The 25,096-nt window shown below is 72.2% G+C and carries 25 protein-coding genes; 21 read left to right on the top strand and 4 right to left on the bottom strand.

The window, feature by feature from the left end:
- Positions 1-6: 6 nt before the first annotated feature.
- The 17 genes from ACZ518_RS00250 (at position 7) to ACZ518_RS00170 (ending at position 16,807) form a co-directional block, all read left to right on the top strand.
- Positions 7-543 carry a hypothetical protein gene (locus tag ACZ518_RS00250; RefSeq protein ID WP_469110807.1) on the top strand — a complete coding sequence of 179 codons (537 nt, stop codon included), beginning with the start codon at positions 7-9 and terminating at the stop codon, positions 541-543.
- An 88-nt stretch (positions 544-631) separates the two neighbouring features.
- Positions 632-1,396: a peptidoglycan-binding protein gene (locus ACZ518_RS00245; protein ID WP_469110806.1), complete on the top strand. Its 765-nt coding sequence runs from the start codon at positions 632-634 to the stop codon at positions 1,394-1,396.
- Between the two features lie 21 nt (positions 1,397-1,417).
- Positions 1,418-1,765, top strand: coding sequence for a hypothetical protein (locus ACZ518_RS00240; protein ID WP_469110805.1), 348 nt, complete (start codon positions 1,418-1,420; stop codon positions 1,763-1,765).
- Positions 1,766-1,806: 41 nt separating this feature from the next.
- A complete protein-coding gene (locus tag ACZ518_RS00235) occupies positions 1,807-2,025 on the top strand; it encodes a hypothetical protein (protein ID WP_469110804.1) in 219 nt (72 codons plus the stop codon).
- Between the two features lie 118 nt (positions 2,026-2,143).
- The gene (locus ACZ518_RS00230) at positions 2,144-3,376 is read left to right on the top strand and encodes a helix-turn-helix domain-containing protein (protein ID WP_469110803.1); all 1,233 of its coding nucleotides are present in this window, start codon (positions 2,144-2,146) and stop codon (positions 3,374-3,376) included.
- Positions 3,377-3,471: 95 nt separating this feature from the next.
- Positions 3,472-3,681 (top strand): hypothetical protein, encoded by a 210-nt coding sequence (locus ACZ518_RS00225; RefSeq protein WP_469110802.1) that lies wholly within the window; start codon positions 3,472-3,474, stop codon positions 3,679-3,681.
- Positions 3,678-4,193 (top strand): hypothetical protein, encoded by a 516-nt coding sequence (locus ACZ518_RS00220; protein ID WP_469110801.1) that lies wholly within the window; start codon positions 3,678-3,680, stop codon positions 4,191-4,193. The genes ACZ518_RS00225 and ACZ518_RS00220 overlap by 4 nt, the downstream gene beginning before the upstream one ends.
- 84 nt (positions 4,194-4,277) lie before the next feature.
- Entirely contained in the window at positions 4,278-4,631 is a 354-nt protein-coding gene (locus ACZ518_RS00215; protein WP_469110800.1) for a hypothetical protein, read from the top strand.
- A gap of 81 nt (positions 4,632-4,712) precedes the next feature.
- Positions 4,713-5,192: a glycine-rich domain-containing protein gene (locus ACZ518_RS00210; RefSeq protein ID WP_469110799.1), complete on the top strand. Its 480-nt coding sequence runs from the start codon at positions 4,713-4,715 to the stop codon at positions 5,190-5,192.
- Positions 5,193-6,140: 948 nt separating this feature from the next.
- The gene (locus ACZ518_RS00205; protein ID WP_469110798.1) at positions 6,141-8,090 is read left to right on the top strand and encodes an acyl-CoA dehydrogenase family protein; all 1,950 of its coding nucleotides are present in this window, start codon (positions 6,141-6,143) and stop codon (positions 8,088-8,090) included.
- Between the two features lie 95 nt (positions 8,091-8,185).
- Positions 8,186-9,505: a hypothetical protein gene (locus ACZ518_RS00200; RefSeq protein ID WP_469110797.1), complete on the top strand. Its 1,320-nt coding sequence runs from the start codon at positions 8,186-8,188 to the stop codon at positions 9,503-9,505.
- Between the two features lie 12 nt (positions 9,506-9,517).
- Complete coding sequence (dxr, locus tag ACZ518_RS00195) at positions 9,518-10,780, top strand: 1-deoxy-D-xylulose-5-phosphate reductoisomerase (protein ID WP_469110796.1); 1,263 nt, start codon at positions 9,518-9,520, stop codon at positions 10,778-10,780.
- A complete protein-coding gene (locus ACZ518_RS00190; RefSeq protein WP_469110795.1) occupies positions 10,777-12,078 on the top strand; it encodes a M50 family metallopeptidase in 1,302 nt (433 codons plus the stop codon). The genes dxr and ACZ518_RS00190 overlap by 4 nt, the downstream gene beginning before the upstream one ends.
- A gap of 175 nt (positions 12,079-12,253) precedes the next feature.
- Entirely contained in the window at positions 12,254-13,411 is a 1,158-nt protein-coding gene (gene ispG, locus ACZ518_RS00185) for a flavodoxin-dependent (E)-4-hydroxy-3-methylbut-2-enyl-diphosphate synthase (RefSeq protein ID WP_469110794.1), read from the top strand.
- Between the two features lie 150 nt (positions 13,412-13,561).
- Positions 13,562-14,407 (top strand): GNAT family N-acetyltransferase, encoded by an 846-nt coding sequence (locus tag ACZ518_RS00180; protein WP_469110793.1) that lies wholly within the window; start codon positions 13,562-13,564, stop codon positions 14,405-14,407.
- A gap of 74 nt (positions 14,408-14,481) precedes the next feature.
- Positions 14,482-15,066 carry a GNAT family N-acetyltransferase gene (locus ACZ518_RS00175; RefSeq protein WP_469110792.1) on the top strand — a complete coding sequence of 195 codons (585 nt, stop codon included), beginning with the start codon at positions 14,482-14,484 and terminating at the stop codon, positions 15,064-15,066.
- A gap of 43 nt (positions 15,067-15,109) precedes the next feature.
- Entirely contained in the window at positions 15,110-16,807 is a 1,698-nt protein-coding gene (locus ACZ518_RS00170; protein ID WP_469110791.1) for a proline--tRNA ligase, read from the top strand.
- Positions 16,808-16,857: 50 nt separating this feature from the next.
- Here ACZ518_RS00170 and ACZ518_RS00165 read toward each other — a convergent pair whose 3' ends face one another.
- The 4 genes from ACZ518_RS00165 to ACZ518_RS00150 are packed head-to-tail and all read right to left on the bottom strand — an operon-like array spanning position 16,858 to position 19,696.
- On the bottom strand, positions 16,858-17,700 hold the full coding sequence (locus ACZ518_RS00165) for a slipin family protein (protein ID WP_469110790.1): 843 nt from the start codon (positions 17,698-17,700) through the stop codon (positions 16,858-16,860).
- Between the two features lie 43 nt (positions 17,701-17,743).
- Positions 17,744-18,646: an aminoglycoside phosphotransferase family protein gene (locus ACZ518_RS00160; RefSeq protein ID WP_469110789.1), complete on the bottom strand. Its 903-nt coding sequence runs from the start codon at positions 18,644-18,646 to the stop codon at positions 17,744-17,746.
- A gap of 16 nt (positions 18,647-18,662) precedes the next feature.
- The gene (locus ACZ518_RS00155) at positions 18,663-19,121 is read right to left on the bottom strand and encodes a ferritin-like domain-containing protein (RefSeq protein ID WP_469110788.1); all 459 of its coding nucleotides are present in this window, start codon (positions 19,119-19,121) and stop codon (positions 18,663-18,665) included.
- Positions 19,118-19,696, bottom strand: a complete 579-nt coding sequence (locus ACZ518_RS00150) for a hypothetical protein (protein ID WP_469110787.1) — start codon at positions 19,694-19,696, stop codon at positions 19,118-19,120. Before ACZ518_RS00150 ends, ACZ518_RS00155 begins: the two co-directional genes overlap by 4 nt.
- Positions 19,697-19,853: 157 nt before the next feature.
- Here ACZ518_RS00150 and rimP point away from each other — a divergent pair, with 157 nt between their 5' ends.
- The 4 genes from rimP (at position 19,854) to infB (ending at position 25,058) form a co-directional block, all read left to right on the top strand.
- Positions 19,854-20,366 carry a ribosome maturation factor RimP gene (rimP, locus tag ACZ518_RS00145; RefSeq protein ID WP_469110786.1) on the top strand — a complete coding sequence of 171 codons (513 nt, stop codon included), beginning with the start codon at positions 19,854-19,856 and terminating at the stop codon, positions 20,364-20,366.
- A 2-nt stretch (positions 20,367-20,368) separates the two neighbouring features.
- Positions 20,369-21,370 (top strand): transcription termination factor NusA, encoded by a 1,002-nt coding sequence (nusA, locus tag ACZ518_RS00140; protein ID WP_125817007.1) that lies wholly within the window; start codon positions 20,369-20,371, stop codon positions 21,368-21,370.
- 144 nt (positions 21,371-21,514) lie between these two features.
- Entirely contained in the window at positions 21,515-21,802 is a 288-nt protein-coding gene (locus ACZ518_RS00135) for a YlxR family protein (protein ID WP_469110785.1), read from the top strand.
- 148 nt (positions 21,803-21,950) lie between these two features.
- Positions 21,951-25,058 (top strand): translation initiation factor IF-2, encoded by a 3,108-nt coding sequence (infB, locus tag ACZ518_RS00130; RefSeq protein WP_469110784.1) that lies wholly within the window; start codon positions 21,951-21,953, stop codon positions 25,056-25,058.
- Positions 25,059-25,096 lie beyond the last annotated feature (38 nt).

Raw genomic sequence — 25,096 nt, 5'->3', positions numbered from 1 at the left:
GCGGCCATGGCCCGAACCGTGCCCGTCGCGACCACCGAGACCCCGGGCCTCTACCAGACCTCCGCCCTCTGGAACGCGCAGGTCAGAGACCTAAACAACTTCGCCCTCGGCGTCCCCGTGTTCTCCGGCTACGCGGCGGCCGCCCAGTCCATCCCCGGCGGCAACGCCATGACCGCCCTCACCATCGACACCGAGCTCCTCGACTCGGACGCCGGACACTCCACCGTCACCAACACCTCCCGGTACACGCCCACCGTGGCGGGGACCTACCTCGTCCTCGGTTCGGTCGGCTGGGCGGCCAACGCGGCCGGAGACCGCCGCATCCAGATCGCCCTGAACGGAACCGCCGTCATCGGCTCCGGCAGCTCCTTCGACCCTTCGCAGGTGGTCACGTCCGGCCAGCAGACCCAGGCCACCGTCACCTGCAACGGGACCACCGACTACATCGAGGTCATGGCCGCCCAGTCCAGCGGCGGCGCCCTCAACACCAGCGCCGGCGGCCTGTTCTCACCCGCCATGCGCGTCATCTGGATCTCCCGCTGACCCCACCCCGAGCCCCGACCGGGGCCCGCCCTGCCCTGGAGGAGCAATGGCAGCACAGCCTCAGTGGCGACAGCTTACCGACCACCTCATGAGCGTCCCCGAGCGAATCTACGAGGGATGGAACTCCCGCGACGGCTGGGACAACTACACCCAGTGGGGAGAGGAGTTCGGAGAGAACGGCGTCGCCTGGTGCGTGATCTTCGACTGGTGCATGTACCACGACGTCGGCCTCGACTCGATCGTCCCCAAGGTCGACAACGTGACCGCCTTCACCGGCTGGGCCCAGAAGCGCGGGCAGTGGAGCGAGTACCCGAGCGTCGGCGCCTGGGTAAATTTCGGCGCCGGCGCGCACACCGAGATCGTCGTCGGCTTCGACGCGGACACGGTCTACACCAAGGGCGGCAACTCCATCCAGGCCGGCGCCGCCGACCACGGGCAGGGCAACGGCGTCTGGAGCCACTCCCACCTCCGCCGGTCCGACTACGTCACCGGCTACCTCGCACCCCGGTTCCCCGACGGTCAGTGCCCGCCCACAGCAGACCCCCACGACCCCCGGGGCGGCACCGCCGTCACCTCGTGGCGCTGGACACCCTCGGCGCCCGTCTTCGAGCCCTTCCCCGGGGCCGCGTTCTTCATCCCGGGCCGCCGGAGCCCCATCATCGCGGCCATGCATCAGCGGCTCGTCGCGGTCGGCTGCAACCACTACCAGAGCAGCGCGGACGCGGACCTGTGGGGCTCCGGGGACAAGAACTCCTACCGGGCCTGGCAGCAGAAGCTCGGCTACACCGGGGCCGACGCCGACGGCATCCCCGGACCCACCTCCTGGGCCAAGCTCCAGGTCCCCAAGTCCTGACCTACCAAGAACGGACCACCCATGAAGATCTTCGGACGTGAGCCGGCCCTGTGGCTCGGACTCGTCGCCATCACGGTCAAGCTTGCCGCGGCCTTCGGGTTCGCCGTGAGCGCCGACCAGCAGGCCGTCATCAATGCGACCGCCGCCGCGCTCGTCGGCCTGGTCCTGGCCGTCGTAGCGCACGACGCGGTCGGTGCTGCCCTCCTCGGGGTCGCCCAGGCCGTCCTCGCGCTGGCCGTTGGCTACGGCCTGGGCTGGTCGGCCGAGCAGCAGGCCGTCGTCCTCGCCGCGGCCGCCGCCGTGGTCGCGATGTGGAACCGCACGCAGATCACCGCGCCCGTACCGGCGCCGCCCGTCCGGGCGGTGTGATGGCCACCCCCGACCCTGGCATCCACATCAGCACCGGGCAGATGTACCAGGAGGTGAGGGGGCTGGCCGCAGCAGTGTCCCGGATCGAGACCAAGCTCGACGGGATCATCGACGACGGCAAGGAAGTCCGGGGGCTGATCGCCGACCACGAGGCGCGGATGCGTGCCCTAGAGAAGGGCCGTTGGCCGCTCCCTACGATCGGCGTCCTCGCCGGCGTCGCGGGAGCGGTGACTGGAGCCATCGCGCTGCTGGCACGGTAGCCGAACAACCCTGCCCCCTCTCGGCCTTCGGGCCGGGAGGGGGCGATTTCGTCATTCCCTTGCTCTTGCGCTCGGCCGTAGGCTGGCGCTACGGCACATTCGAGAAGGGGCACATGGCGTGGACATCCCCAGCACCCTCACCACCGGAGAGCGAATCAAGCTGCTCCGCGAATCACGCGGGATGTCCCGTCCCGTGCTGGCAGGCCTGTGCGGGCGCGGCCCCGACTGGCTCAAGAAGATCGAGTCCGGTGAGCGCGAACTCCGCTCGCACCAGCTGCTGATGCGCCTGGCCGGGGCGCTCCAGCTCACCGACCTTCAGCTCATCACGGGCACGGAGGTTGAGGTCACACGACCGATCGGAACCGGCCGGCTGACCCACGCGGGCATGCCCGCCATCTGGGTAGCGGTCATGGCCCGGCCCCTGCTCTGGGACCTCCCCCCGACGCCGCCGGACCCGAGCGACCTGCGGCGGCGCGTTGACGAGGCCTGGCGTCTCTGGCACAACTCCGACCGCAACCGCACCCAGGTCGGCGAGCTCCTTCCCGACCTGATCCGGGAGGCCGAGACCGCTGTCCGGGTTCTCGAAGGCGAGCGCCGCCGGAGCGCGTACATCGCTCTGTCGGAGGCGTACCGGCTCACCGGGCAGGCCACCGCCTACATCGCCCCTGCCGAAATGGCGTGGGTCGTCGCCGACCGGGCTCTGGCGGCCGCGCAGGCCGCCGACGACCCCGCCGCCATCGCCGCCGCGGCCTGGAGCCTCGGCAACATCCTCCGCAGCACTGCCCACCCGGACGAGGCCCTCAAGTTCGTCGAGGATGCGGCGTCCCTGCTCCGCCCCCACCTCGACGGCGCCCCTGAGGACTGGCGCGGCGTGTACGGCGCGCTCCAGCTGCACGCGGCCGTTACGGCGGCCCGCGCCGGACGGGCCGGCGACGCCTGGCGGTACTGGGACGCCGGCGACCAGGTGGCCAAGTCCCTCCCCAGCGCGTACGTGCACCCGTCGACCATGTTCGGCCGCGCGAACGTGGACTTCCACCAGATCAGCGTCGCCACCGACCTCTCAGCCTCCGGCCACGCCCTCACCCTGGCGGACGAGGTCGACCCGGACGCGATGCCGTCCCGGGAACGCCGCTCCCGACTGTGGGTCGAGGTGGCCCGAGGGCACCTCCACCGGGGCGACCGGACGGCAGCGCTGCACGTCATGAAGATCGCGCACGGCATCAGCGAGGAGACCGTGGCCTACACCCCGGCCGCGCGCAGGGCAGTCCTTGACCTGTGGCGCGACGCCCCGCGGGCGCTCCGGCCGGAAGCCAGCAGCCTCGCCGAAGCGGTCGGCATCACCACCGCGTAGAAGAGGGACAACCTGGGGTAGGGGGACAATCTGTCCCCCTACCTCTCTTTGCGCGCTCATACGGTGACGATCCGTCATCACCGAGGAGGCGCAAGATGGTTCGAGGCTGGCACGCCTCGCTGACCCGCGACGTAGAACCGCGTACGGACAGCGAGACCGGAGAAGTGCGCGTCCCTATCGAACTGTTCGACGTGGACGTCCACCAGGGGCCCAGCGAGCTCGTCCTCACCCGTCGCGAGGCCCGCGTCCTGCGGGACCACCTCGTCGGCCAGGCGCCGGCTCCCCAGCCCGAGGCCACCCGGTGAACCACGACTTCCGGAGATGGCTCGCGAGCAGCAACCCCGAGCCGCGCCAAGCCGAGGCCGAGTGGCAGGACCACGGGCTGGCCCTGCTGCGACTCGGCCGCTTCGAGGTGGTCCGGATCCCCGACGCCATCGTCCATGCGGCCACGGAGAGCTCCGAGAACGGCGTCGCCGACCTCGCCGTCACCTGGGCCCTGGAGGGGGCCGTCATCCATGACTCGCGAGGCCGGAACTACTACGCCCTCGTCGCGCCCGGAACTTCGGACCGCTGGACGGTCCGGGCGGGCGTCGAGTGCCTCGGAGCCGGCACGCACCTTGGGGTGCCGGACACCACCCTCGTCCGCGCCACCCCACACCGGCCGATCTACTGGGCCGCGCTGCCCCCCTCTGGGGCGTACTTCTGCCGCACGGCGGTGATCAAGCTCCTCGTCCGTGTTGGAGCCGCCCGCATCGCTGAGGCCGGCGACCCCATGCCGAATACGGCACCGGTCAAGGAGGCGGCGTCACATGGGTGAGCGCACCCGCCAGGCCACTTACATCCTGGTCCTCCTCGTGGGCGTGGCGGCCCTCGTCATCGGCATCCTCCGGGAGGCTGCGTGATGAGGGAGGACCCGGACCGGATGGCGCGCGAGGCCTTCGACCTCTCCCGCCTGACCCTGGCCGTCGAGACCTCCGAAGCCCACCCCGACGGCGTGTGCACCCTCGCGCACATGCAGTGCACCGGGTGCGGCCTCCTGGCACCGATCGCCGTCAAATACGGAGGCCCCATGGCCGACTGTCGCCTCTGCGGCTACGCCTGGGCCGTCCACCATGACCCGCTCCAGTGCTGGCAGCGCAGCCGCATCCTCGACCGCAACCCCGGCGAGGAGCCCCTGGCCGCCCGCCTGGCCGCGATGGTGCCGCTGCTCCAGGCCGCGCGCGCCGAGCTCGGCGACATCGCCGACACCCTTTGACACCCGCCCCGGCCGCGCATCTTCCAGGACCACGGCCAGGGGCGGGCCGCACCATCCACACCACAACAACGCGGAGGAACGATGACCACTCCTACTACCCTGCGCACGTCCGCCCGACACCTGCTGTCCGAAGAGGCCTTCGCCCGCGTCGTGCACCTCGTCCAGCGCGACAACGAGGGTGTCGACGAGGACCTGGCCATGCGCATCACGGACGAGGCCCTGAAGTTCGTAGCGGCGGCCGCAACGAGCACGGGCCGCCACCTGCGCCCCTCCAAGACCGTGGACATGGGCTGGCACGCGCTCATCCTGCACACGGCGGTGTACCGGTCCCTCTGCGGCACCCTCGGCCGTTTCGTGGACCACCGGCCCGAGGGGCCGGAGACGCTTCGCCGCGACGCCAGCACGCTCGACCTCACCATGGAGGCCATCCGCGAGGCCGGATACGAGCCGGACGCCTATCTGTGGGGGTCGCTGGCGGACACGGAGATCCACGCGGGGGACTGCATGCACAGCGAGTGCACGGAGGGCGGTTCGGGGTGCGCCGCACCGCCTGCCGTGTAGCGCACCGAACGGCCCAGCGACGCCGTTCCCGCTCCGCTACAGTCGACTGCATTCCGCGAGGAAGGAGTTGCGGTGAGTAAGGATGCTGGGGCGGGTTGGGTTGACCCTCGGCTGCGCGCCGTAGTGGCGAGCTTGGGTGCGACCCGAGTTGAGCGGCGGAGTGGGAGGAAGCCCCGCCGGGTCTGTCCTCATGGACTCGGAGTCACCTTCATGGTCGATCTGGCGACGCACACGCCCCTGAATGTCGAATGCGGGGCGTGCTGCCCGCCTGAGGCCTGAGTTGCGTAACGGCCGCCCTATCGCGCAGAACAGAGGATTCGAAACCTTGTGCTAGGGGCATCGTTCGGACAAGATCCGAAGCGTTGTTGCAGAACTCGCCGCAGCCCAGCAGGGTCGCGGCGGGTTGCCCCGTTCCATGCTCCGCAAAGCTGACGGGGTTCAGGGTAGGTAGGCCCGGCGGTTCACCGCCGGGCCTACCGCCTTGTTCGGCTGCTGACCGGCGGTTCCCGGTCGTGTTCTCACCCGTGTTCCCACGGGAACACGGGTGATAGAGGATGCGGCGAGATGAGGCCAGATGGCTGAAGATGCGGGGTGAAACCACCGCGCGTTCGTGCAGGTGAGAGAAAGGTCGCAGGTCAGAGGCGCTGTAGGGGGCCCACTGTGCGGGGGCTCCGGCCGTCCCCCTTTTCCGTGCCCCGCTCAGCCGGTTGTGGGTGACCGAGCTGTTCCGGATGGTGGCCGTCCCGGAATGGGCGATGCCGCCGCCGGACCCCGTTCGGGCCGAGTGACCCGTACGCGCCGACGGGGGTGGGTCAGCCGGGCCGACCCCGGGCGGAGCGGGAGTCCCCCTTTTGCAGGCGCCCGTATTTTCCCGGGCGCCCGGAGCGGGTACGACTGACAGGTAGCACCGATCGGTAGGTCCCCCGATGCGGCGAGGTGAGTACCCGGATGTCGGCAACACGGCCCGTACAGCCCAAGGTGACCGAGCGCGAGGCGCGGCAGGTCGCGGAAGCGGCCCGCGAGCAGGACTGGCGCAAACCCAGCTTCGCCAAGGAGCTCTTCCTCGGCCGCTTCCGGCTCGACCTGATCCACCCCCACCCGACCCCCGCCGACGAGGACGTCCGGCGCGGCGAGGCCTTCCTGGCCCGGCTGCGGGACTTCTGCGAGCGCGAGATCGACGGGCAGCGCATCGAGCGCGAGGCCCGGATCCCCGACGAGACGGTGCGCGGGCTCAAGGAGCTCGGCGCCCTCGGCATGAAGATCGGCACCGAGTACGGGGGCCTCGGCCTCACCCAGGTGTACTACAACAAGGCGCTCGCCCTCGTCGGCTCCGTCAGCCCGGCCATCGGCGCCCTGCTCTCCGCCCACCAGTCGATCGGAGTGCCGCAGCCGCTGAAGATGTTCGGCACCAAGGAGCAGAAGGACGCCTACCTGCCGCGCTGCGCCACCACCGCGATCAGCGCCTTCCTGCTGACCGAGCCGGACGTGGGCTCCGACCCGGCCCGGCTGGCCACCACCGCGGTGCCCGACCCGGAGGACGACGGCACGTACGTCCTCGACGGGGTCAAGCTGTGGACCACCAACGGGGTGGTGGCGGACCTGCTCGTGGTCATGGCCCGGGTCCCGAAGTCCGAGAACCACCGCGGCGGGATCACGGCATTCGTCGTCGAGGCCGACTCGCCCGGCATCACCGTCGAGCACCGCAACGCCTTCATGGGCCTGCGCGGCCTGGAGAACGGCGTCACCCGGTTCCACCGGGTACGGGTGCCCGCCGCCCAGCGGATCGGCGCCGAGGGAGCCGGGCTCAAGATCGCGCTGACCACCCTGAACACCGGCCGGCTGTCGCTGCCCGCCATGTGCGTCGGCGCCGGCAAGTGGTGCCTGAAGATCGCCCGTGAGTGGTCCGGGGTGCGCGAGCAGTGGGGCCGCCCCGTCGCCCGGCACGAGGCCGTCGGAGCGAAGATCTCCTTCATCGCCGCCACGACCTTCGCCCTGGAGGCCGTGGTGGACCTCGCCTCCCAGATGGCCGACGAGGACCGCAACGACATCCGCATCGAGGCGGCCCTCGCCAAGCTCTACGGCTCCGAGATGGCCTGCCTGATGGCCGACGAACTGGTCCAGATCCGCGGCGGACGCGGCTTCGAGACCGCCGAGTCACTCGCCGCCCGCGGCGAACGCGCGGTCCCCGCCGAGCAGCTGCTGCGCGACCTGCGCATCAACCGGATCTTCGAGGGCTCCACCGAGATCATGCACCTGCTGATCGCGCGTGAGGCCGTCGACGCCCACCTCTCGGTCGCCGGCGACCTCATCGACCCCGAGAAGGCCCTCGCCGACAAGGCGAAGGCCGGCGCCCGCGCCGCCGGCTTCTACGCCCGCTGGCTGCCCAAGCTCGCCACCGGCCCCGGCCAGGTCCCCGGCACCTACCGGGAGTTCCACCCGGCCGGCCACCCCGACCTCGCCACCCACCTGCGCTACGTCGAGCGCGGCGCCCGCAAACTCGCCCGCTCGACCTTCTACGCCATGTCCCGCTGGCAGGGCCGGATGGAGACCAAGCAGGGCTTCCTCGGCCGGATCGTCGACATCGGCGCCGAGCTCTTCGCGATGAGCGCGGCCTGCGTGCGCGCCGAGCACCTGCGCGACAGCGGCGACCACGGCCGCGAGGCCTACCAGCTCGCCGACGCCTTCTGCCGGCAGTCCCGGCTGCGCGTCGAGGAGCTCTTCGGCCGCCTGTGGGCCAACACCGACGACCTCGACCGCAAGGTCGTCGAAGGGGTCCTCGGCGGCACCTACACCTGGCTGGAGGAAGGGGTCATCGACCCCTCCGGAGACGGTCCGTGGATCGCGGACGCCGCCCCCGGCCCCTCCACCCGCAAAAACGTTCACCGTCCCCTGCGCTGACCTGCCATCATCGGCAGCAGATCGGACGGATGTACGAGTACGGGCGTACGGGCACGAGCACCGGTACCGGCACGAGCGCGAGGCGGGCGAGGACGATGGCGACGGCCGAGGAGGACCGGGCCTGCCGGCGGCTGGCCTGGTGCGTGGCGCACCTGCTGCGCCACGCACCGCACCACGTGGTGGCCGACCTGATCGACCGCCTCGACGGCCCCACCCGCAAGTACCTGTGCCGCGACCAGTGGCTGCCCGCCGCCGCCGTCACCCTCCTGCTGCGCCACGGCACCGATGCCGACCGGCACTACATCGCCCGCAACCCGCACGTCGTCGGCCGCCCGCTGCCCGGCCTGCCCGGCCCCGCGCGGTACGCCGCCCGGCCGGGGCCCTCGCCCGAGCTGCTCGGCGAGACCGGCCCCGGCCCCCTCGGCCCCGACGAGCTGATCCGCCTGCTGCGCCGGCACGGCCGCCGCCCCCGGATCCCGCTCACCCTGCTCCGCATGCCGCACCTCCTCGACCTCCACGACCCCGAGCCGCTGCTGCGCGCCCACGCCGGCGCCCCGCTGCCGGCCGGCGCCGTCGAGGCGCTGCTGCTGGCGGGCGGACTGACCCGGCAGGCGTGCCGCGCGCTGCTCGACGCGCGCGCGGGGGACACGTACGGCCGCCACTGGTACCGGCCCGCCGTCCGCGCCGTCCGGATGGGCCTGCTGACCTGCGACGAACTCGTCGCCTACGTGGCCCCCGCCGCCCGCACCCTGCTCCTGGGCCACCTCCCCGCCACCCGCGGGCTGCGCTGGAGCCTGCCCGAACAGGCCGAGATGCAGTCGGCCGTGCACCGCGCCCTGCGCCCCGCGCTCGGCGACGACCCCCGGCTGTGGGCCGAACTGGGCCGCCGGGCCCCCGCGTTCCGCGGCACCCTGCCCGAACTGGCGGCCGCGCTGGCCGCGGGCATCCCGGCCGCGCCCGGCGACGTACGCCACGACCCGGCGCTCGCCCGCGCCGTCCGCCACCTCGCCCCGGACCCGGCCCCCGCGGAGCCGGCCGGCGCGTGGGAGCGCGAGCTGGCCCTGGTGAGCCTGGCCGTGCCGATGGACACGGCCGCCGAGGACGTCCGCTGGATCCGCGACTGCCTGGACCGGGGCCTGCTCACCGGCGCCGACGTGGTCCGGCACAAGGTCCCCGCGTGCTGGGCGCTCGACGAGGACCAGTGGCTCGGCGACATAGGCCACCCCGACCGCCACGACCGCCCGGCCGCCGTGCTCGCCGCCCGTGCCGAGGCCGACCGGCTCTTCGACGCGGCCCTCGGCGACGACCCCCGGGCCTGGTGGCGGGCCGCCCGGGCGCTCCCCGACTTCGCCGGAACCCTGCCCGAACTCCTCGCGCGCGTCACGGACGGGGACTCCGTGTCCAAGCGTCCGTGAGTTGCGGCAACAATGGGGGGCATGAGCGACAGTCCAGCCCCCCTCGCCGACCCGCATCTCCTCTTCGACGCCGCGGCCGGCCGCCGGGACATCGTCATCCTCGGGTCGACCGGATCCATCGGCACCCAGGCCATCGACCTCGCCCTGCGCAACCCGGACCGGTTCCGGGTCACCGCGCTGTCCGCCGCCGGCGGGCGCGTCGGCCTGCTGGCCGAGCAGGCCCGCCGGCTCGGGGTCCGGGCCGTGGCCGTCGCCCGCGAGGACGCCGTACCGGCGCTGAAGGAGGCGCTGGGCGAGCAGTACGGCGCCGGCGAACCGCTGCCCGAGATCCTGGCCGGGCCCGACGCGGCGGCCGAACTCGCCGCCTCCGACTGCCACACCGTCCTGAACGGCATCACCGGCTCCATCGGCCTCGCCCCCACCCTCGCGGCGCTGCGGGCGGGCCGCACCCTGGCCCTGGCCAACAAGGAGTCGCTGATCGTCGGCGGTCCGCTGGTCAAGGCCCTCGCGAAGCCCGGCCAGATCATCCCCGTGGACTCCGAGCACGCGGCCCTCTTCCAGGCCCTCGCCGCCGGCACCCGCGCGGACGTCCGCAAGCTCGTGGTCACCGCGTCCGGCGGGCCCTTCCGCGGCCGCACCCGCGCCGAGCTGGCCTCGGTCACCGTCGAGGACGCCCTCGCCCACCCCACCTGGGCCATGGGACCGGTCATCACCGTGAACTCGGCGACCCTGGTCAACAAGGGTCTCGAGGTCATCGAGGCGCACCTGCTCTACGACATCCCCTTCGACCGCATCGAGGTCGTGGTCCACCCCCAGTCGTACGTGCACTCCATGGTCGAGTTCACGGACGGCTCCACCCTCGCCCAGGCCACCCCGCCGGACATGCGCGGCCCCATCGCGATCGGCCTCGGCTGGCCCCAGCGGGTCCCGGACGCCTCCCGCTCCTTCGACTGGACCAAGGCCTCCACCTGGGAGTTCTTCCCGCTCGACACCGAGGCCTTCCCCTCGGTCGGCCTCGCCCGGCACGTCGGCACCCTGGGCGGAACCGCCCCCGCCGTCTTCAACGCGGCGAACGAGGAGTGCGTGGACGCCTTCCTGGCCGGTCGGCTGCCGTTCACAGGAATCATGGATACCGTCTCCACAGTGGTCGACGAGCACGGAACGCCCACGTCGGGAACCTCCCTGACGGTGGCGGACGTCCTCGAAGCGGAGACCTGGGCCAGGGCCCGGGCACGGGAGATGGCGGCGCGGGCCGCCGTGGAGGCGGGCGCATGACCTTGCTGCTGACCCTGACGGGCGTGCTCGTCTTCGTCGTCGGGCTGCTGTTCTCGATCGCCTGGCACGAGCTCGGCCATCTCTCCACGGCCAAGCTCTTCGGCATCCGCGTGCCCCAGTACATGGTCGGCTTCGGCAAGACCATCTGGTCCCGGAAGAAGGGCGAGACCGAGTACGGGATCAAGGCCATCCCCATGGGCGGCTACATCCGCATGATCGGGATGTTCCCGCCCGGCGAGGACGGCAAGGTCACCGCCCGCTCCACCTCGCCCTTCCGGTCGATGATCGAGGACGCCCGCTCGGCGGCCTACGAAGAGCTCCAGCCCGGCGACGAGACGCGGCTCTTCTACACGCGCAAGCCCTGGAAGCGCGTGATCGTGATGTTCGCGGGCCCGTTCATGAACCTGGTGCTCGCCCTCGCGATCTTCTTCGGCGTCTGGATGACCTTCGGCATCAACCGGACCACCACCCAGATCGCGAGCGTCTCGCCCTGCGTCATCCAGCAGAGCGAGAAGCGCGACGTCTGCAAGGACGGCGACCCGGTGGCCCCGGCGAAGAAGGCGGGCCTGCGGGCCGACGACCGGATCGTCGCCTTCAACGGCAAGAAGGTGGCCGACTGGGCCGCCCTCCAGAAGCGGATCCGCGACACCGTCGGCCCCGCCACCGTCACCGTCGTGCGCGACGGGCAGCAGCTCAGCATCCCCGTCAGCCTGATCGCGAACCAGGTCGCCAAGACCGACGGCCACGGCGGCTACGTCAAGGGCCAGTACGTCACCGCCGGCTGGCTCGGCTTCAGCCCGAAGAGCGAGATCGCCGCCCTGTCCTTCGGCGAGTCCGTCGACCACATGGCCGAGATCGTCGACAGCAGCGTCCAGGGCCTCCTCAAGCTCCCCGCCAAGATCCCCGCCCTGTGGAACGCGGCCTTCAGCGGCGGCGAGCGCGAGGCCGACTCCCCGATGGGCATCGTCGGAGCGGCCCGCATGAGCGGCGACATCGCCGCCCTGGACCTGCCCAGCGAGCAGAAGATGTCGATCCTGCTCAACGTGCTCGGCATGTTCAACCTCTCGCTGTTCCTGTTCAACATGCTGCCCCTGCTGCCCCTGGACGGCGGGCACATCGCCGGCGCCCTGTGGGAGTCCCTGCGCCGCACCGTGGCCAGGGTCTTCCGGCGCGCCGACCCCGGCCCCTTCGACGTGGCGAAGCTGATGCCCGCCGCGTACGTGGTCGCCGGCGTCTTCGTCTGCTTCACCCTGCTGGTGCTCGTCGCGGACGTGGTCAACCCCATCAAGATCACCTAGCCGTACGGGCACTACCCCAGCGGCGACCGGAGCCGGGCACGCATCGTGCCCGGCTCCCTACGTTCGGGTGGCGCGACCCCTCGGATGCAAGGGGCGCGCGCTGCTTGGCGTAACCTCGAAGGCTGGAGCCCGCCGATCTCGGGACCTCGATCCACACCTTGGGGTTGCACAGCAGATGACTGCCATCTCTCTCGGAATGCCGTCCGTGCCGACGAAGCTTGCCGACCGCCGGGTCAGCCGCAAGATCCAGGTCGGTTCCGTGGCCGTCGGCGGCGACGCACCCGTCTCGGTGCAGTCGATGACCACGACCCGCACCTCCGACATCGGTGCCACCCTCCAGCAGATCGCCGAGCTGACCGCCTCCGGCTGCCAGATCGTCCGCGTCGCCTGCCCGACGCAGGACGACGCCGACGCGCTGGCCGTCATCGCGAAGAAGTCCCAGATCCCGGTCATCGCCGACATCCACTTCCAGCCCAAGTACGTGTTCGCCGCGATCGACGCCGGCTGCGCCGCCGTCCGCGTCAACCCGGGCAACATCAAGCAGTTCGACGACAAGGTCAAGGAGATCGCGTACGCCGCCAAGGACGCGGGCACGCCGATCCGCATCGGCGTCAACGCCGGCTCCCTCGACGCCCGGCTGCTGAAGAAGTACGGCAAGGCCACCCCCGAGGCGCTCGTCGAGTCCGCGCTGTGGGAGGCCTCCCTCTTCGAGGAGCACGGCTTCGGCGACATCAAGATCTCGGTCAAGCACAACGACCCGGTCGTCATGGTCAACGCCTACCGCCAGCTCGCCGCCCAGTGCGACTACCCGCTGCACCTCGGCGTGACCGAGGCCGGCCCCGCCTTCCAGGGCACCATCAAGTCCGCCGTCGCCTTCGGCGCGCTGCTCTCCGAGGGCATCGGCGACACCATCCGCGTCTCCCTCTCCGCCCCGCCGGTCGAGGAGGTCAAGGTCGGCAACCAGATCCTGGAGTCGCTGAACCTCAAGCCGCGGCGCCTGGAGATCGTCTCCTGCCCCTCCTGCGGCCGCGCCCAGGTCGACGTCTACAAGCTGGCCGAGGAGGTCACCGCGGGCCTGGAGGGCATGACCGTCCCGCTGCGCGTCGCCGTCATGGGCTGCGTCGTCAACGGCCCCGGCGAGGCCCGTGAGGCCGACCTCGGCGTCGCCTCCGGCAACGGCAAGGGCCAGATCTTCGTCAAGGGCGAGGTCATCAAGACCGTCCCCGAGTCCAAGATCGTGGAGACCCTCATCGAAGAGGCGCTGAAGATCGCCGAACAGATGGAGAAGGACGGCATCGCCTCCGGCGAGCCCAGCGTCGCCATCGGCGTCTGATCCCGGCCCCCTCCGCCAGGAACCCCCCCCGGCCCCGTCCGCGCAGCTCGCGGCCGGGGCCGGGCCCTTTTCGTGACCTGCGGGACCAGGCGTGCGCAGGATGCGCCGGGTACAGTGCGGAGATCAGCAGACTTGCACCGTGAGGCCCCAGTGTTGACGCAGACCACGACCAGGGTGCTTGAACCCAGTGATCTCGACGCCGCGCTCGCCGTCCTCGGACGCGCGCCGGTCGAGAACGCCTTCGTCACCTCCCGGGTCCAGGTCGCCGGACTCGATCCGTGGCGCCTGGGCGGAGAGATGTGGGGCTGGTACGCCGACGGCGAGCTCCGCTCCCTCTGCTACGCCGGAGCCAACCTGGTCCCCGTCTGCGCCGGCCCCGACGCGGTACGCGCCTTCGCCGACCGCGCCCGCCGCACCGGCCGCCGCTGCTCCTCCATCGTCGGACCCGCCGCGCCCACCCGGCTGCTGTGGCAGCTCCTGGAGCCCAGCTGGGGCCCCGCCCGCGACGTCCGCCCCCACCAGCCGCTCATGGTCATCGAGCAGCCGTCCGCCGCGGTCGCCGCCGACCCCCGGGTCCGCCGGATCCGCAAGGACGAGATGGACCTGATCATGCCCGCCTGCGTGGCCATGTTCACCGAAGAGGTCGGCATCTCGCCGCTCGCCGGGGACGGCGGACTGCTCTACCAGGCCCGCGTGGCCGAGCTCGTCGGCAGCGGCCGCTCCTTCGCCCGCGTCGAGAACGGCAAGGTCGTCTTCAAGGCCGAGATCGGCGCCGCCACCGCCGCCGCCTGCCAGATCCAGGGCGTGTGGGTGGCCCCCGAGTTCCGCGGCCGCGGGCACTCCGAGACCGGCATGGCAGCCGTGGTCGAGTACGCGCTGCGCGACGTCGCCCCCGTGGTCAGCCTCTACGTCAACGACTTCAACACCGCCGCCCGCGCCGCCTACACCCGGGTGGGCTTCCGCGAGGTCGGCGCGTTCATGAGCGTCCTGTTCTGACCTACGGCCGGGAGCGGCCGGTTTCGTCCGGGAAGCCGTACCGGAGCGGCCCTACCCCGAAGTAAGGTCGCCGCATGCTGCCTACTTCCCCGGGCGACGACGCCGTACGGCCCGCCGGACTCCGCATCGGGCACCTCGACCTGGCCGGCCGGGTGGACGAGGCCCTGCGCGTCCAGGCCGTCGCCTTCGGGCTCAGCGAGGAGGAGGTCGGCATCCGGCGCTACATCGTCCAGCGCCACATGACCTGCCCCGGCGCCCGCGCGCTCGGCGCCTTCACCGAGGACGGGGCGCTGGCCGGCTTCGTCTACGGAATGCCCAACGACCGCGGCCACTGGTGGTCCACCATCGTCGAGCCCTACCTGCGGGCCGGCGGCACCGAGCACTGGCTCGACGACTCCTTCGTCATCACCGAGCTGCACGTCCACCCGGGCTTCCAGGGCCGCGGCGTCGGCCGCGCCCTCATCACGCGGATCACCGACAGCGCCGCCGAGCCCCGCTCGATCCTCTCCGCCATCGACACCGACAGCCCGGCCCGCGGGCTCTACGCCGCCCTCGGATACCGGGACCTGGCCCGGAAGGTCCACTTCCCGAGCGCGAGCCTGCCGTACGCGGTCATGGGCGCCCCGCTGCCCCTGCTCAGGCCCCCGCACGCGCACTGAAACGCGTTTCCGGGCCCGGCCCGGCCCCCGGTAGCCTCCCGGCATGTCCACTCACCACGTACAGCGCATGTCCCGCCTCATGGCCAAGACCCTCCGCGAGGACCCGGCCGACGCGGAGACCCTCAGCCACCGCCTCCTCGTCCGGGCCGGCTACGTCCGGCGCAGCTCCGCCGGGGTGTGGACCTGGCTGCCGCTCGGCAAGAAGGTCCTGGACAACGTCTCGCGCATCGTCCGTGAGGAGATGGACGCGATCGGCGCGCAGGAGGTGCTGCTGCCGGCGCTGCTGCCGAAGGAGCCGTACGAGGTCAGCGGCCGCTGGTCGGAGTACGGGGACCTGCTGTTCCGGCTGAAGGACCGCAAGGGCGCCGACTACCTCCTCGGCCCCACCCACGAGGAGATCTTCACCCTCGTGGTGAAGGACCAGTGCACGTCCTACAAGGACCTGCCGGTCATGCTGTACCAGATCCAGACCAAGTACCGGGACGAGGCCCGGCCCCGGTCCGGCGTGCTGCGCGGCCGCGAGTTCCAGATGAAGGACTCGTACTCCTTCGACGTGTCGGACGAGGGGCTCGCCGAGTCCTACCGGCTCCACCGCGAGGCGTACGTGCGCATCTTCGAGCGCCTCGGCCTGGACCACCGGATCGTGTCGGCGGTGTCGGGCGCGATGGGCGGCTCGGCGTCGGAGGAGTTCCTCGCGCCGGCCGGCGCGGGCGAGGACACCTTCGTGGACTGCCCCTCCTGCGACTACGCGGCGAACACGGAGGCGGTCACCTTCGCCCTGAAGCCCGTCGGGGGTGGTGAGCACGCTCCTCTGGAGGAGATCCCGACCCCCGACACCCCGACCATCGAGACCCTGGCCGCGCACCTCGGCGTTCCGGCCTCCGCGACCCTGAAGAACCTGCTGGTCAAGGTGGACGGCGAGATCACCGCCGTCGGCGTGCCCGGGGACCGCGAGGTGGACCTCGGCAAGCTCGGGGAGCACCTGGCCCCGGCGGTGGTCGAGCTGGTGACGGCGGAGGACTTCGCGGACCGGCCCGACCTGGTACGCGGCTACGTGGGCCCGCAGGGCCTGGAGAAGGTCCGCTACCTCGCCGACCCGCGCGTCGCGCCGGGGACGGCGTGGGTGACGGGCGCCAACAAGGCCGACACGCACGCCCGCAACGTGGTCTGCGGCCGGGACTTCGAGGTGGACCGGTACCTGGACGTGGTCGTCGTCGAGCCGGGCGACCCCTGCCCGTCCTGCGGGGCGGGGCTGAAGCTGGACCGGGCCATCGAGATCGGCCACATCTTCCAGCTGGGCCGCAAGTACGCCGACGCCTTCGGGCTGGACGTCCTCGGCAAGGAGGGCAAGCCGGTCCGGGTCACCATGGGCTCCTACGGCATCGGCGTCTCCCGTGCGGTGGCCGCGCTGGCCGAGCAGACCGCCGACGAGCGGGGCCTGCGCTGGCCCGCGGCGGTGGCGCCGGCCGACGTCCACGTGGTGGCGGCCGGCAAGGCCGTGCCGCTCGCGCTGGCGGAGGAGGCGGCGGCCGCCCTGGCCGCGGCGGGCCGGCGGGTCCTGCTGGACGACCGCCCGGGGCTGTCGCCGGGCGTCAAGCTGACGGACGCGGAGCTGATCGGCGTGCCGTGGATCCTGGTGGCGGGGCGCCGCTCCGCCGAGGGCGTGGTCGAACTCCAGGACCGCACCGCCGGCACCCGCGAGGAGCTCCCCCTGACGGAGGCCCTGGCCCGGCTGGGCTGACATCGGCCCCGCCGGCGTTTGAGGCCCGGTGGCGGCAGCCCCCGGCGGCGCTACTCCGCCGGGGGCTCGACCGGCGGCGGGGGCTCGACCGGTGGCGGCTCGACCGGCGCCGGCGGCTCGGCGGCGGGGGCAACAGGGGTCGCGCGTTCCAGGAAGCGGAGGAGTTCCACCGGGAAGGGGAGGACCAGGGTGGAGTTCTTCTCCGCCGCCACCGCGATCACCGTCTGCAGCAGGCGGAGCTGGAGCGCCGCGGGCTGTTCCGACATGACGGCGGCGGCCTCGGCCAGCTTGTGCGAGGCCTGGAGCTCCGCGTCCGCGTTGATCACCCGGGCGCGCCGCTCCCGGTCGGCCTCCGCCTGGCGGGCCATCGACCGCTTCATCGTCTCCGGGAGGGAGACGTCCTTGATCTCCACCCGGTCGATCTGGACGCCCCAGCCCATCGCCGGGCTGTCGATCATGAGCTCCAGGCCCTGGTTGAGCTTCTCGCGGTTCGAGAGGAGGTCGTCCAGGTCGCTCTTGCCGATGATCGAGCGCAGCGAGGTCTGCGCCATCTGGGAGACCGCGAAGCGGTAGTCCTCCACCGCGATGATCGCGCTCGCCGGGTCGACCACCTTGAAGTAGACGACCGCGTCCACACGGACCGTGACGTTGTCCCGGGTGATGCCCTCCTGCGCCGGCACGGGCAGGGTCACGATCTGGAGGTTCACCTTGTGGAGGCGGTCCGCCACCGGCAGGATCATCGTGAATCCGGGCGGGCGGATGCCCTCCCGCAAGCGGCCGAAACGGAAGACCACACCGCGCTCGTACTGCTTCACCACCCGGGCGGCCGCGCCCAGGTAGACCGCGACGCCCGTGGCGGCGGCGATTCCCGCAGTCAGCAGTTCCTCGACCATGACGGCCCCCTGCCGGACATATGCCTTCTGTGGTGTTATGCCCTCACAGCCAGGCCGCGAACTCCAGCAGCAGCTCCGCGTCCCGCCGCCGTCCGGCGGCCAGCGCGCGGACGCCGGACTCCACCGCCCGGAACACCGTCCAGCCCCGCAGCCGGTCCCGGTCCACCTCCAGCGAGTCGGCGAGCTTGTTCACCCGCCGCCGCGCCCCGGCCGCTCCCGCGGAGGCGGCCATCTGGTCCTCCAGCCGGTCCCGGACCAGCCGGGCCAGGTCGTAGGCCCGCTCGCCGACCAGCGGGTCCGGGCCCACCGTCAGCCACGGGGCACGTTCGGCCGCCAGTACCTTGCCCTGCCGGAAGTTCCCGTGCAGGAGGAGGGCTTCGGGGGGTGCGGCGGTCAGCTCTTCGCGGAGGGCGAGGGCCGTCTCCGCGAGTGCCCGCGCCTCCGGCGGTGCCGAACGCAGCAGTGCGCACAGGTCCGCCGTGCGCTCGGCCACCGTCTCGAAGGGGTGGTCCTGCGGGGGGCCCACCCACAGCCGGCGCAGCGTGCCGCAGGCCTCCAGCAGGGCCTTGGCGTCCGGCAGCGAACGCAGTGACACGTCGGGGTGCAGCCGCTCCAGCAGCAGCGCCCCGTCCTCCTCGTGGTGGCGCGAGTCGAGGACCCTTACGGCCCCGAATCCGCCCCAGTGGGCGAGCGCGGCCAGCTCCCGGCCGGGCGCGGCCCCCGGCGGCGCCAGCTTCAGGGCGGCCGGGGTGCCGTCGGCGTAGCGGACGAGCAGCACCAGGCTGCTGCGCCCGCCCGGGGCCTGGACCCGCTGGGCCGTGACGTCCCGCCGCTTCAGCGCCTCCTCGGCCAGCTCGGGCAGACGCCTCAGCCACTCCGTGTCCCGCTCGGTCGGCGGCAGCTCGCCGAGCGCCCGTACGAGCCGCTGCGGCGGTTCGAAAGCCATGCGTGCCTGGTCCCTTTCAGCTGGTACGGGCCGCCTGTGCGCGTTCCGTGAGCCCAGGGAAGGCTACGCCGACACCGCGCCAGCGCGCCGCGCGCACGGCCGCCGCACTCAGCGCGTCAGCCGCCTCGCGGCGCAACTGGCCGTCCGCCGACCGCACCAGGTCGGAGTACGCGCCCGCCACCCGGTCCTCGATCACGGCGGCCAGCCGCTCGCAGTCGGCCGGGGTGCGCACCTCGAAGGGCAGGGCGTACGCGGCTTCGGCGGGCTGCGGCGCGCCGCCCAGCTCCCGGACGGTCCGGGTCAGCCGGTCACGGCGGGCCAGGTGGCCGCCGTAGGCCTCCCGGGCCTCGGTCGCCCGGGCGGGCGCGACGCGCGCGCCGATCACCCCGTAGCCGTACGCGGCGGCGTGCTCGGCGGCCAGCGCGGCCTGGGCGGCCCGGAGGGGGCCGCCGGCGGGGGAGGGCGAGGGCTTCACGAGGCGGCTCCCGGGGTCGAGGTGAGCAGGTAGGCGTGGACGGCCCCGCAGGCCGCGACCGAGGCGAGCATCCGGGCCAGCTCCCCGGGGGCGCCGGCCAGGGCGACGGTCCGGGCCTCCGACAGGTCCCGCTCCGCGTCCGCGAGCGCGCTCAGGGCCTCGCCGGGCTGCGCCGGGACCGGCTCCTTGCGCGCCGCCGGAGCGCCGGGAGCGGGCGCCGCGGCGCCGGACCCGGACGGGGAGGGCGGACCCGGGCGCGGGGACGGCTTCCCGGCCGCGGGGTCGGCGGAGGCCAGGGCCGCCGTGTGGGCCGCGACGGCCGCGCGCAGCGGACCGAGGCGCTCGGCGAGCCCGGGATGGGCCGCCAGGGTGGTGTCGTAACGTTCCAGCAGCCGCTCGCTGTCACGGACGGCGCCCTCCCGCATCCGCCGGTCGAGTGCAATCCCGCTGTCGGCGTCCGGGGCGCCACCGCCACCGGCGCATCCGGTGAGCAGCACGGCCCCGGTCGCGCCGGCGGCTCCGGCGAGCAGGCTCCTTCGGGAGGGCGAGGGCCTCAAGGGCGTGGTCCAGGGCACGGCGGCCTCCTCGGGGGGTGAGGGCGGGGCAGGGTGTGATCACCGTACCCGGGGGTCCTGTCCACAGCGCGGACGGCAACACCCTCCGCGACCGGATACCCTTTGACCTGACACGACGGAAAACCACAACAGCACACGCGGCCGAGGAGTCACCCGGATGAGCACGACCCAGAGCGACAGGCTGCGCGGACTGCTGGAGCCGCTCGTCGCCGCCAAGGGCCTGGACCTCGAGGACATCGAGCTTTCCAAGGCGGGCAAGCGCCGGATGCTGCGCATCATCGTGGATTCCGATGAGGGTGTCGACCTGGACGAATGCGCCGAGCTGAGCCGTGAGATCTCCGACCGGCTCGACGAGTCCGATGCGATGGGCGAGGACGAGTACAACCTCGAAGTCAGCTCCCCGGGCGCGGACCGCCCGCTCAGCGAGCACCGTCACTACGTTCGGGCGACTGGCCGCCTCGTCAAGTTTCAGCTGTCCGCCGAAGGTGAAAAGGGTGCCGGGGAACTGATCGCCCGCATCCTCGGCGTCGACGACGAGGGCATGGACCTCGAAGTCCCGGGTGTGAAGGGCCGCAAGGCGACCGCCCGTCGTATTGCTTTCACCGACATCGCCAAGGCGCGTGTCGAGATCGAGTTCAGCCGCAAGGACAAGAAGGAAGAGGAGGCGTAGTCGTGGACATCGACATGAGTGCCCTGCGGGGTCTGGTCCGGGAGAAGGAGATCTCCTTCGACCTGCTCGTCGAGGCGATCGAGTCGGCCCTCCTCATCGCGTACCACCGCACCGAGGGCAGCTTCCGCCGCGCCCGCGTCGTGCTCGACCGCACCAACGGTCACGTGGTCGTGTGGGCGACGGAGGACCCGAGGGACCTCGAAGAGGGACAGGAGCCCAAGGAGTTCGACGACACGCCGTCGGACTTCGGGCGGATCGCCGCTACGACCGCCAAGCAGGTGATCCTCCAGCGTCTGCGCGACGCCGAGGACGACCTGACCTTCGGCGAGTTCGCCGGCCGTGAGGGCGACGTGATCACCGGCGTCGTCCAGCAGGGCAAGGACCCCAAGAACGTCCTCGTCGACATCGGCAAGCTGGAGGCCATCCTGCCGGTGCAGGAGCAGGTCCCCGGCGAGGAGTACACGCACGGACTCCGTCTGAAGACGTACGTCGTGCGGGTGGCGAAGGGTGTCCGCGGTCCGTCCGTGACCCTGTCGCGCACCCACCCCAACCTGGTGAAGAAGCTCTTCGCACTGGAGGTCCCGGAGATCGCCGACGGCAGCGTCGAGATCTCGGCGATCGCCCGCGAGGCCGGCCACCGCACCAAGATCGCCGTCCGGTCCACCCGCTCCGGTCTCAACCCGAAGGGCGCCTGCATCGGCCCGATGGGCGCCCGTGTGCGCAACGTGATGGCCGAGCTGCACGGCGAGAAGATCGACATCGTCGACTGGTCGGACGACCCGGCGGAGATGGTGGCGAACGCGCTGTCACCCGCCCGGGTGAGCAAGGTCGAGGTCGTCGACTGGGACACCCGCTCCGCCCGGGTGACCGTGCCCGACTACCAGCTGTCGCTGGCGATCGGCAAGGAGGGCCAGAACGCCCGCCTCGCCGCCCGTCTCACCGGCTGGCGCATCGACATCCGGCCCGACACGGAGGCGCCCGCCGACGCGGACGCCGGTGCCTGACCGGGAATAAACCGCTACCGGCCGGGGTTGTCCGGCCGGTAGACAGGTACTCCGGCACCGCCGGAGCACCTCGGAAACCACAACGACATCCGTTCGATTTTTCACCTGAAGGGGTGAGGTCGGTACGGGGAGGTAGACTTAGGCGTGTCTGGCCGGACGCAAGCCCGCGCATGCCCCGAACGCACCTGTGTGGGGTGTCGGGAGCGAGCGGCCAAGAGCGATCTGCTGCGCATCGTGGCGATCGAGGACGAATGCGTCCCCGATCCTCGCGGTACGCTGCCCGGCCGGGGTGCCTACGTGCACCCCACCGTGGTCTGCCTCGACCAGGCGGTCCGCCGCCGGGCGTTCCCCCGGGCCCTCAGGTCCGCCGGAGCGCTCGACACGGAGGGACTGCGCAAGACCCTGGCCGTCCCGGCCGAGGCGACACCGTAAGAAGAAGTACGGCACGGAAACCCCGTGCGGTCAGGTACCTCGCGAGTTGGAAGTAGGTCGAGATTGCGATGAGCACTCGATGAGTACGCGATGAGTACGCCCATGAAGTAGCGACGGTCCGGCGTAACCCGGACCTAAAAGGAGCGAAGTGGCTAAGGTCCGGGTATACGAACTCGCCAAGGAGTTCGGGGTAGAGAGCAAGGTCGTCATGGCCAAGCTCCAAGAACTCGGTGAATTCGTCCGTTCGGCGTCCTCGACGATCGAGGCGCCGGTTGTACGCAAGTTGACTGACGCACTGCAGGGGCCCGGCGGCAACGCCGGCAAGTCCGCTGCGAAGCCCGGCGCGCCCCGCAAGGCCGCGCCCGCCAAGCCCGCGGCGCCCTCCCCGGCCGCCGCGGCACGTCCCGCTGCCCCCAAGCCCGGCGCACCGGTGGCCCCCAAGCCCGCCGCAGCCGAGGCCCCCGCGGTCAGCGCCCCGGTGACTCCGGCCGCCCCCGGCCCGCGTCCCGGTCCCAAGGCTCCCGCCCCGAAGCCCGCTCCGGCGGCTCCCGTGGCGACCGAGTTCTCCGCGCCTCCGGCGGCCCCGGCCGCCCCGGCGCGTCCCGCCGCGTCCCCCGGCCCGCGTCCGGCGCAGCAGCGCCCGGCCGGCCCGGGTCAGGGTGCCCGTCCCGGCGCCCCGCGTCCGGCCGGTGCCACCCCCGGTGGCCAGGCGCAGCGTCCTGCCGGTGGCCCCGGCGGCTCTCAGGCCCCGCGTCCGCAGGGCGCCCGTCCGGCGGGTCCCCGTCCGGGCAACAACCCCTTCACCTCCGGCGGCTCGACCGGCATGGCGCGCCCGCAGGCGCCCCGTCCGGCCGGCGCTCCCCGTCCCGGTGCCCCCGGCGCCGGCGGCGGCCAGGGTGCTCCGCGCCCGCAGGGTGGTCCCGGTGGCGCTCCGCGTCCCCAGGGTCCCGGCGGCGCCCGTCCGACCCCGGGCGGCATGCCCCGTCCGCAGGGCGGCGCCCCGCGTCCGGGTGGTGCTCCCGGTGGTAACCGTCCGAACCCGGGCATGATGCCGCAGCGTCCCGCTGCCGGTGGTCCCGGTCCGCGTCCCGGTGGCGGCCCCGGTGGCCGTGGTCCCGGTGCGGGTGGTCCCCGTCCCGGTGGCGGCGCGGGTCGTCCCGGTGGCGGCTTCGCCGGCCGTCCGGCCGGTCCGGGCTCGCGTCCGGCGGGTGGCGGCTTCGGCGGCCCGCGTCCGGGTGGCGGCGGCTTCGGCGGCGGTCCGGCCGGTGCCGGCGGCGGCGGTCGTCCCGGCTTCGGTGGCCGTCCCGGCGGTCCCGGTGCCCGTGGCGGTACGCAGGGTGCCTTCGGCCGTCCCGGCGGTCCGGCCCGTCGCGGTCGCAAGTCCAAGCGCCAGCGTCGCCAGGAGTACGAGGCCATGCAGGCCCCGTCGGTCGGCGGCGTGATGCTGCCGCGCGGTGGCGGCGAGACCGTGCGCCTGTCGCGCGGTGCCTCCCTCACCGACTTCGCGGAGAAGATCAACGCCAACCCGGCGTCGCTCGTCGCCGTGATGATGAACCTCGGCGAGATGGTCACTGCCACGCAGTCCGTCTCCGACGAGACCCTCCAGCTCCTCGCCGGCGAGATGAACTACACCGTTCAGATCGTCAGCCCGGAGGAAGAGGACCGCGAGCTCCTCGAGGGCTTCGACATCGAGTTCGGCGAGGACGAGGGCGGCGAGGAGTTCCTGCTCCCGCGTCCGCCGGTCGTGACCGTCATGGGTCACGTCGACCACGGTAAGACCCGACTGCTCGACGCCATCCGCAAGACGAACGTCGTCGCGGGCGAGGCCGGCGGCATCACCCAGGGCATCGGTGCCTACCAGGTCTCGACCGAGGTCAACGACGAGCAGCGTCGCATCACCTTCATCGACACCCCGGGTCACGAGGCGTTCACCGCCATGCGTGCCCGTGGTGCGAAGTCGACCGACATCGCGATCCTCGTGGTCGCGGCCAACGACGGCGTCATGCCGCAGACGATCGAGGCGCTCAACCACGCCAAGGCCGCCGGCGTCCCGATCGTCGTCGCGGTCAACAAGATCGACGTCGAGGGTGCCGACCCGACCAAGGTCCGCGGTCAGCTGACCGAGTTCGGTCTGGTCGCGGAGGAGTACGGCGGCGACACGATGTTCGTCGACATCTCCGCCAAGCAGGGTCTGCACATCGACTCCCTGCTCGAGGCCGTCGTCCTCACCGCCGACGCCTCGCTCGACCTGCGCGCCAACCCCGAGCAGGACGCTCAGGGTATTGCGATCGAGTCCCACCTCGACCGCGGCCGCGGTGCCGTCGCCACCGTCCTCGTCCAGCGCGGTACCCTCCGCGTCGGCGACACGATGGTCGTGGGCGACGCCTACGGCCGAGTGCGCGCCATGCTCGACGACAAGGGCAACAACATCGAGGAAGCGGGTCCGTCGACCCCCGTCCTGGTCCTGGGTCTCACCAACGTCCCTGGCGCCGGCGACAACTTCCTCGTCGTCGACGAGGACCGCACCGCCCGTCAGATCGCCGAGAAGCGTGCTGCGCGTGAGCGCAACGCCAACTTCGCCAAGCGCGTCCGTCGCGTGTCCCTCGAGGACCTCGACTCCGTGCTCAAGGCCGGTCTGGTCCAGGAACTCAACCTCATCATCAAGGGCGACTCGTCCGGTGCGGTCGAGGCCCTCGAGTCCTCGCTGCTCCAGCTCGACGTCGGCGAAGAGGTCGACATCCGCGTCCTGCACCGCGGTGTGGGTGCGGTCACCGAGTCGGACATCTCGCTCGCGATGGGCTCCGACGCCATCGTCATCGGCTACAACGTCCGCGCTGTCGGCCGTGCCGGGCAGATGGCGGACCGCGAGGGCGTCGACGTCCGGTACTACTCGGTGATCTACCAGGCCATCGAGGAGATCGAGGCGGCCCTCAAGGGTCTGCTCAAGCCGGAGTACGAAGAGGTCGAGCTCGGCACGGCGGAGATCCGCGAGATCTTCCGCTCGTCCAAGCTGGGCAACATCGCCGGTGTCCTGGTCCGCTCGGGCGAGGTCAAGCGCAACACCAAGGCGCGGCTCCTGCGCGATGGCAAGGTCATCGCCGAGAACCTCACCATCTCCGGTCTGCGCCGCTTCAAGGACGACGTCACCGAGATCCGCGAAGGCTTCGAGGGCGGTATCAACCTCGGTTCCTTCAACGACATCAAGATCGACGACGTCATCGCGACGTACGAGATGCGCGAGAAGCCCCGCGCGTAAGCGCGAGGCGGTTCGTACCGTGTCGTAACCCCGGGGCC

It is taken from the genome of Streptomyces sp. NPDC033966 (assembly GCF_055575955.1).
Note: the sequence above shows the minus strand (reverse complement) of the source record. Positions and strands in the feature narration are given on the sequence as shown.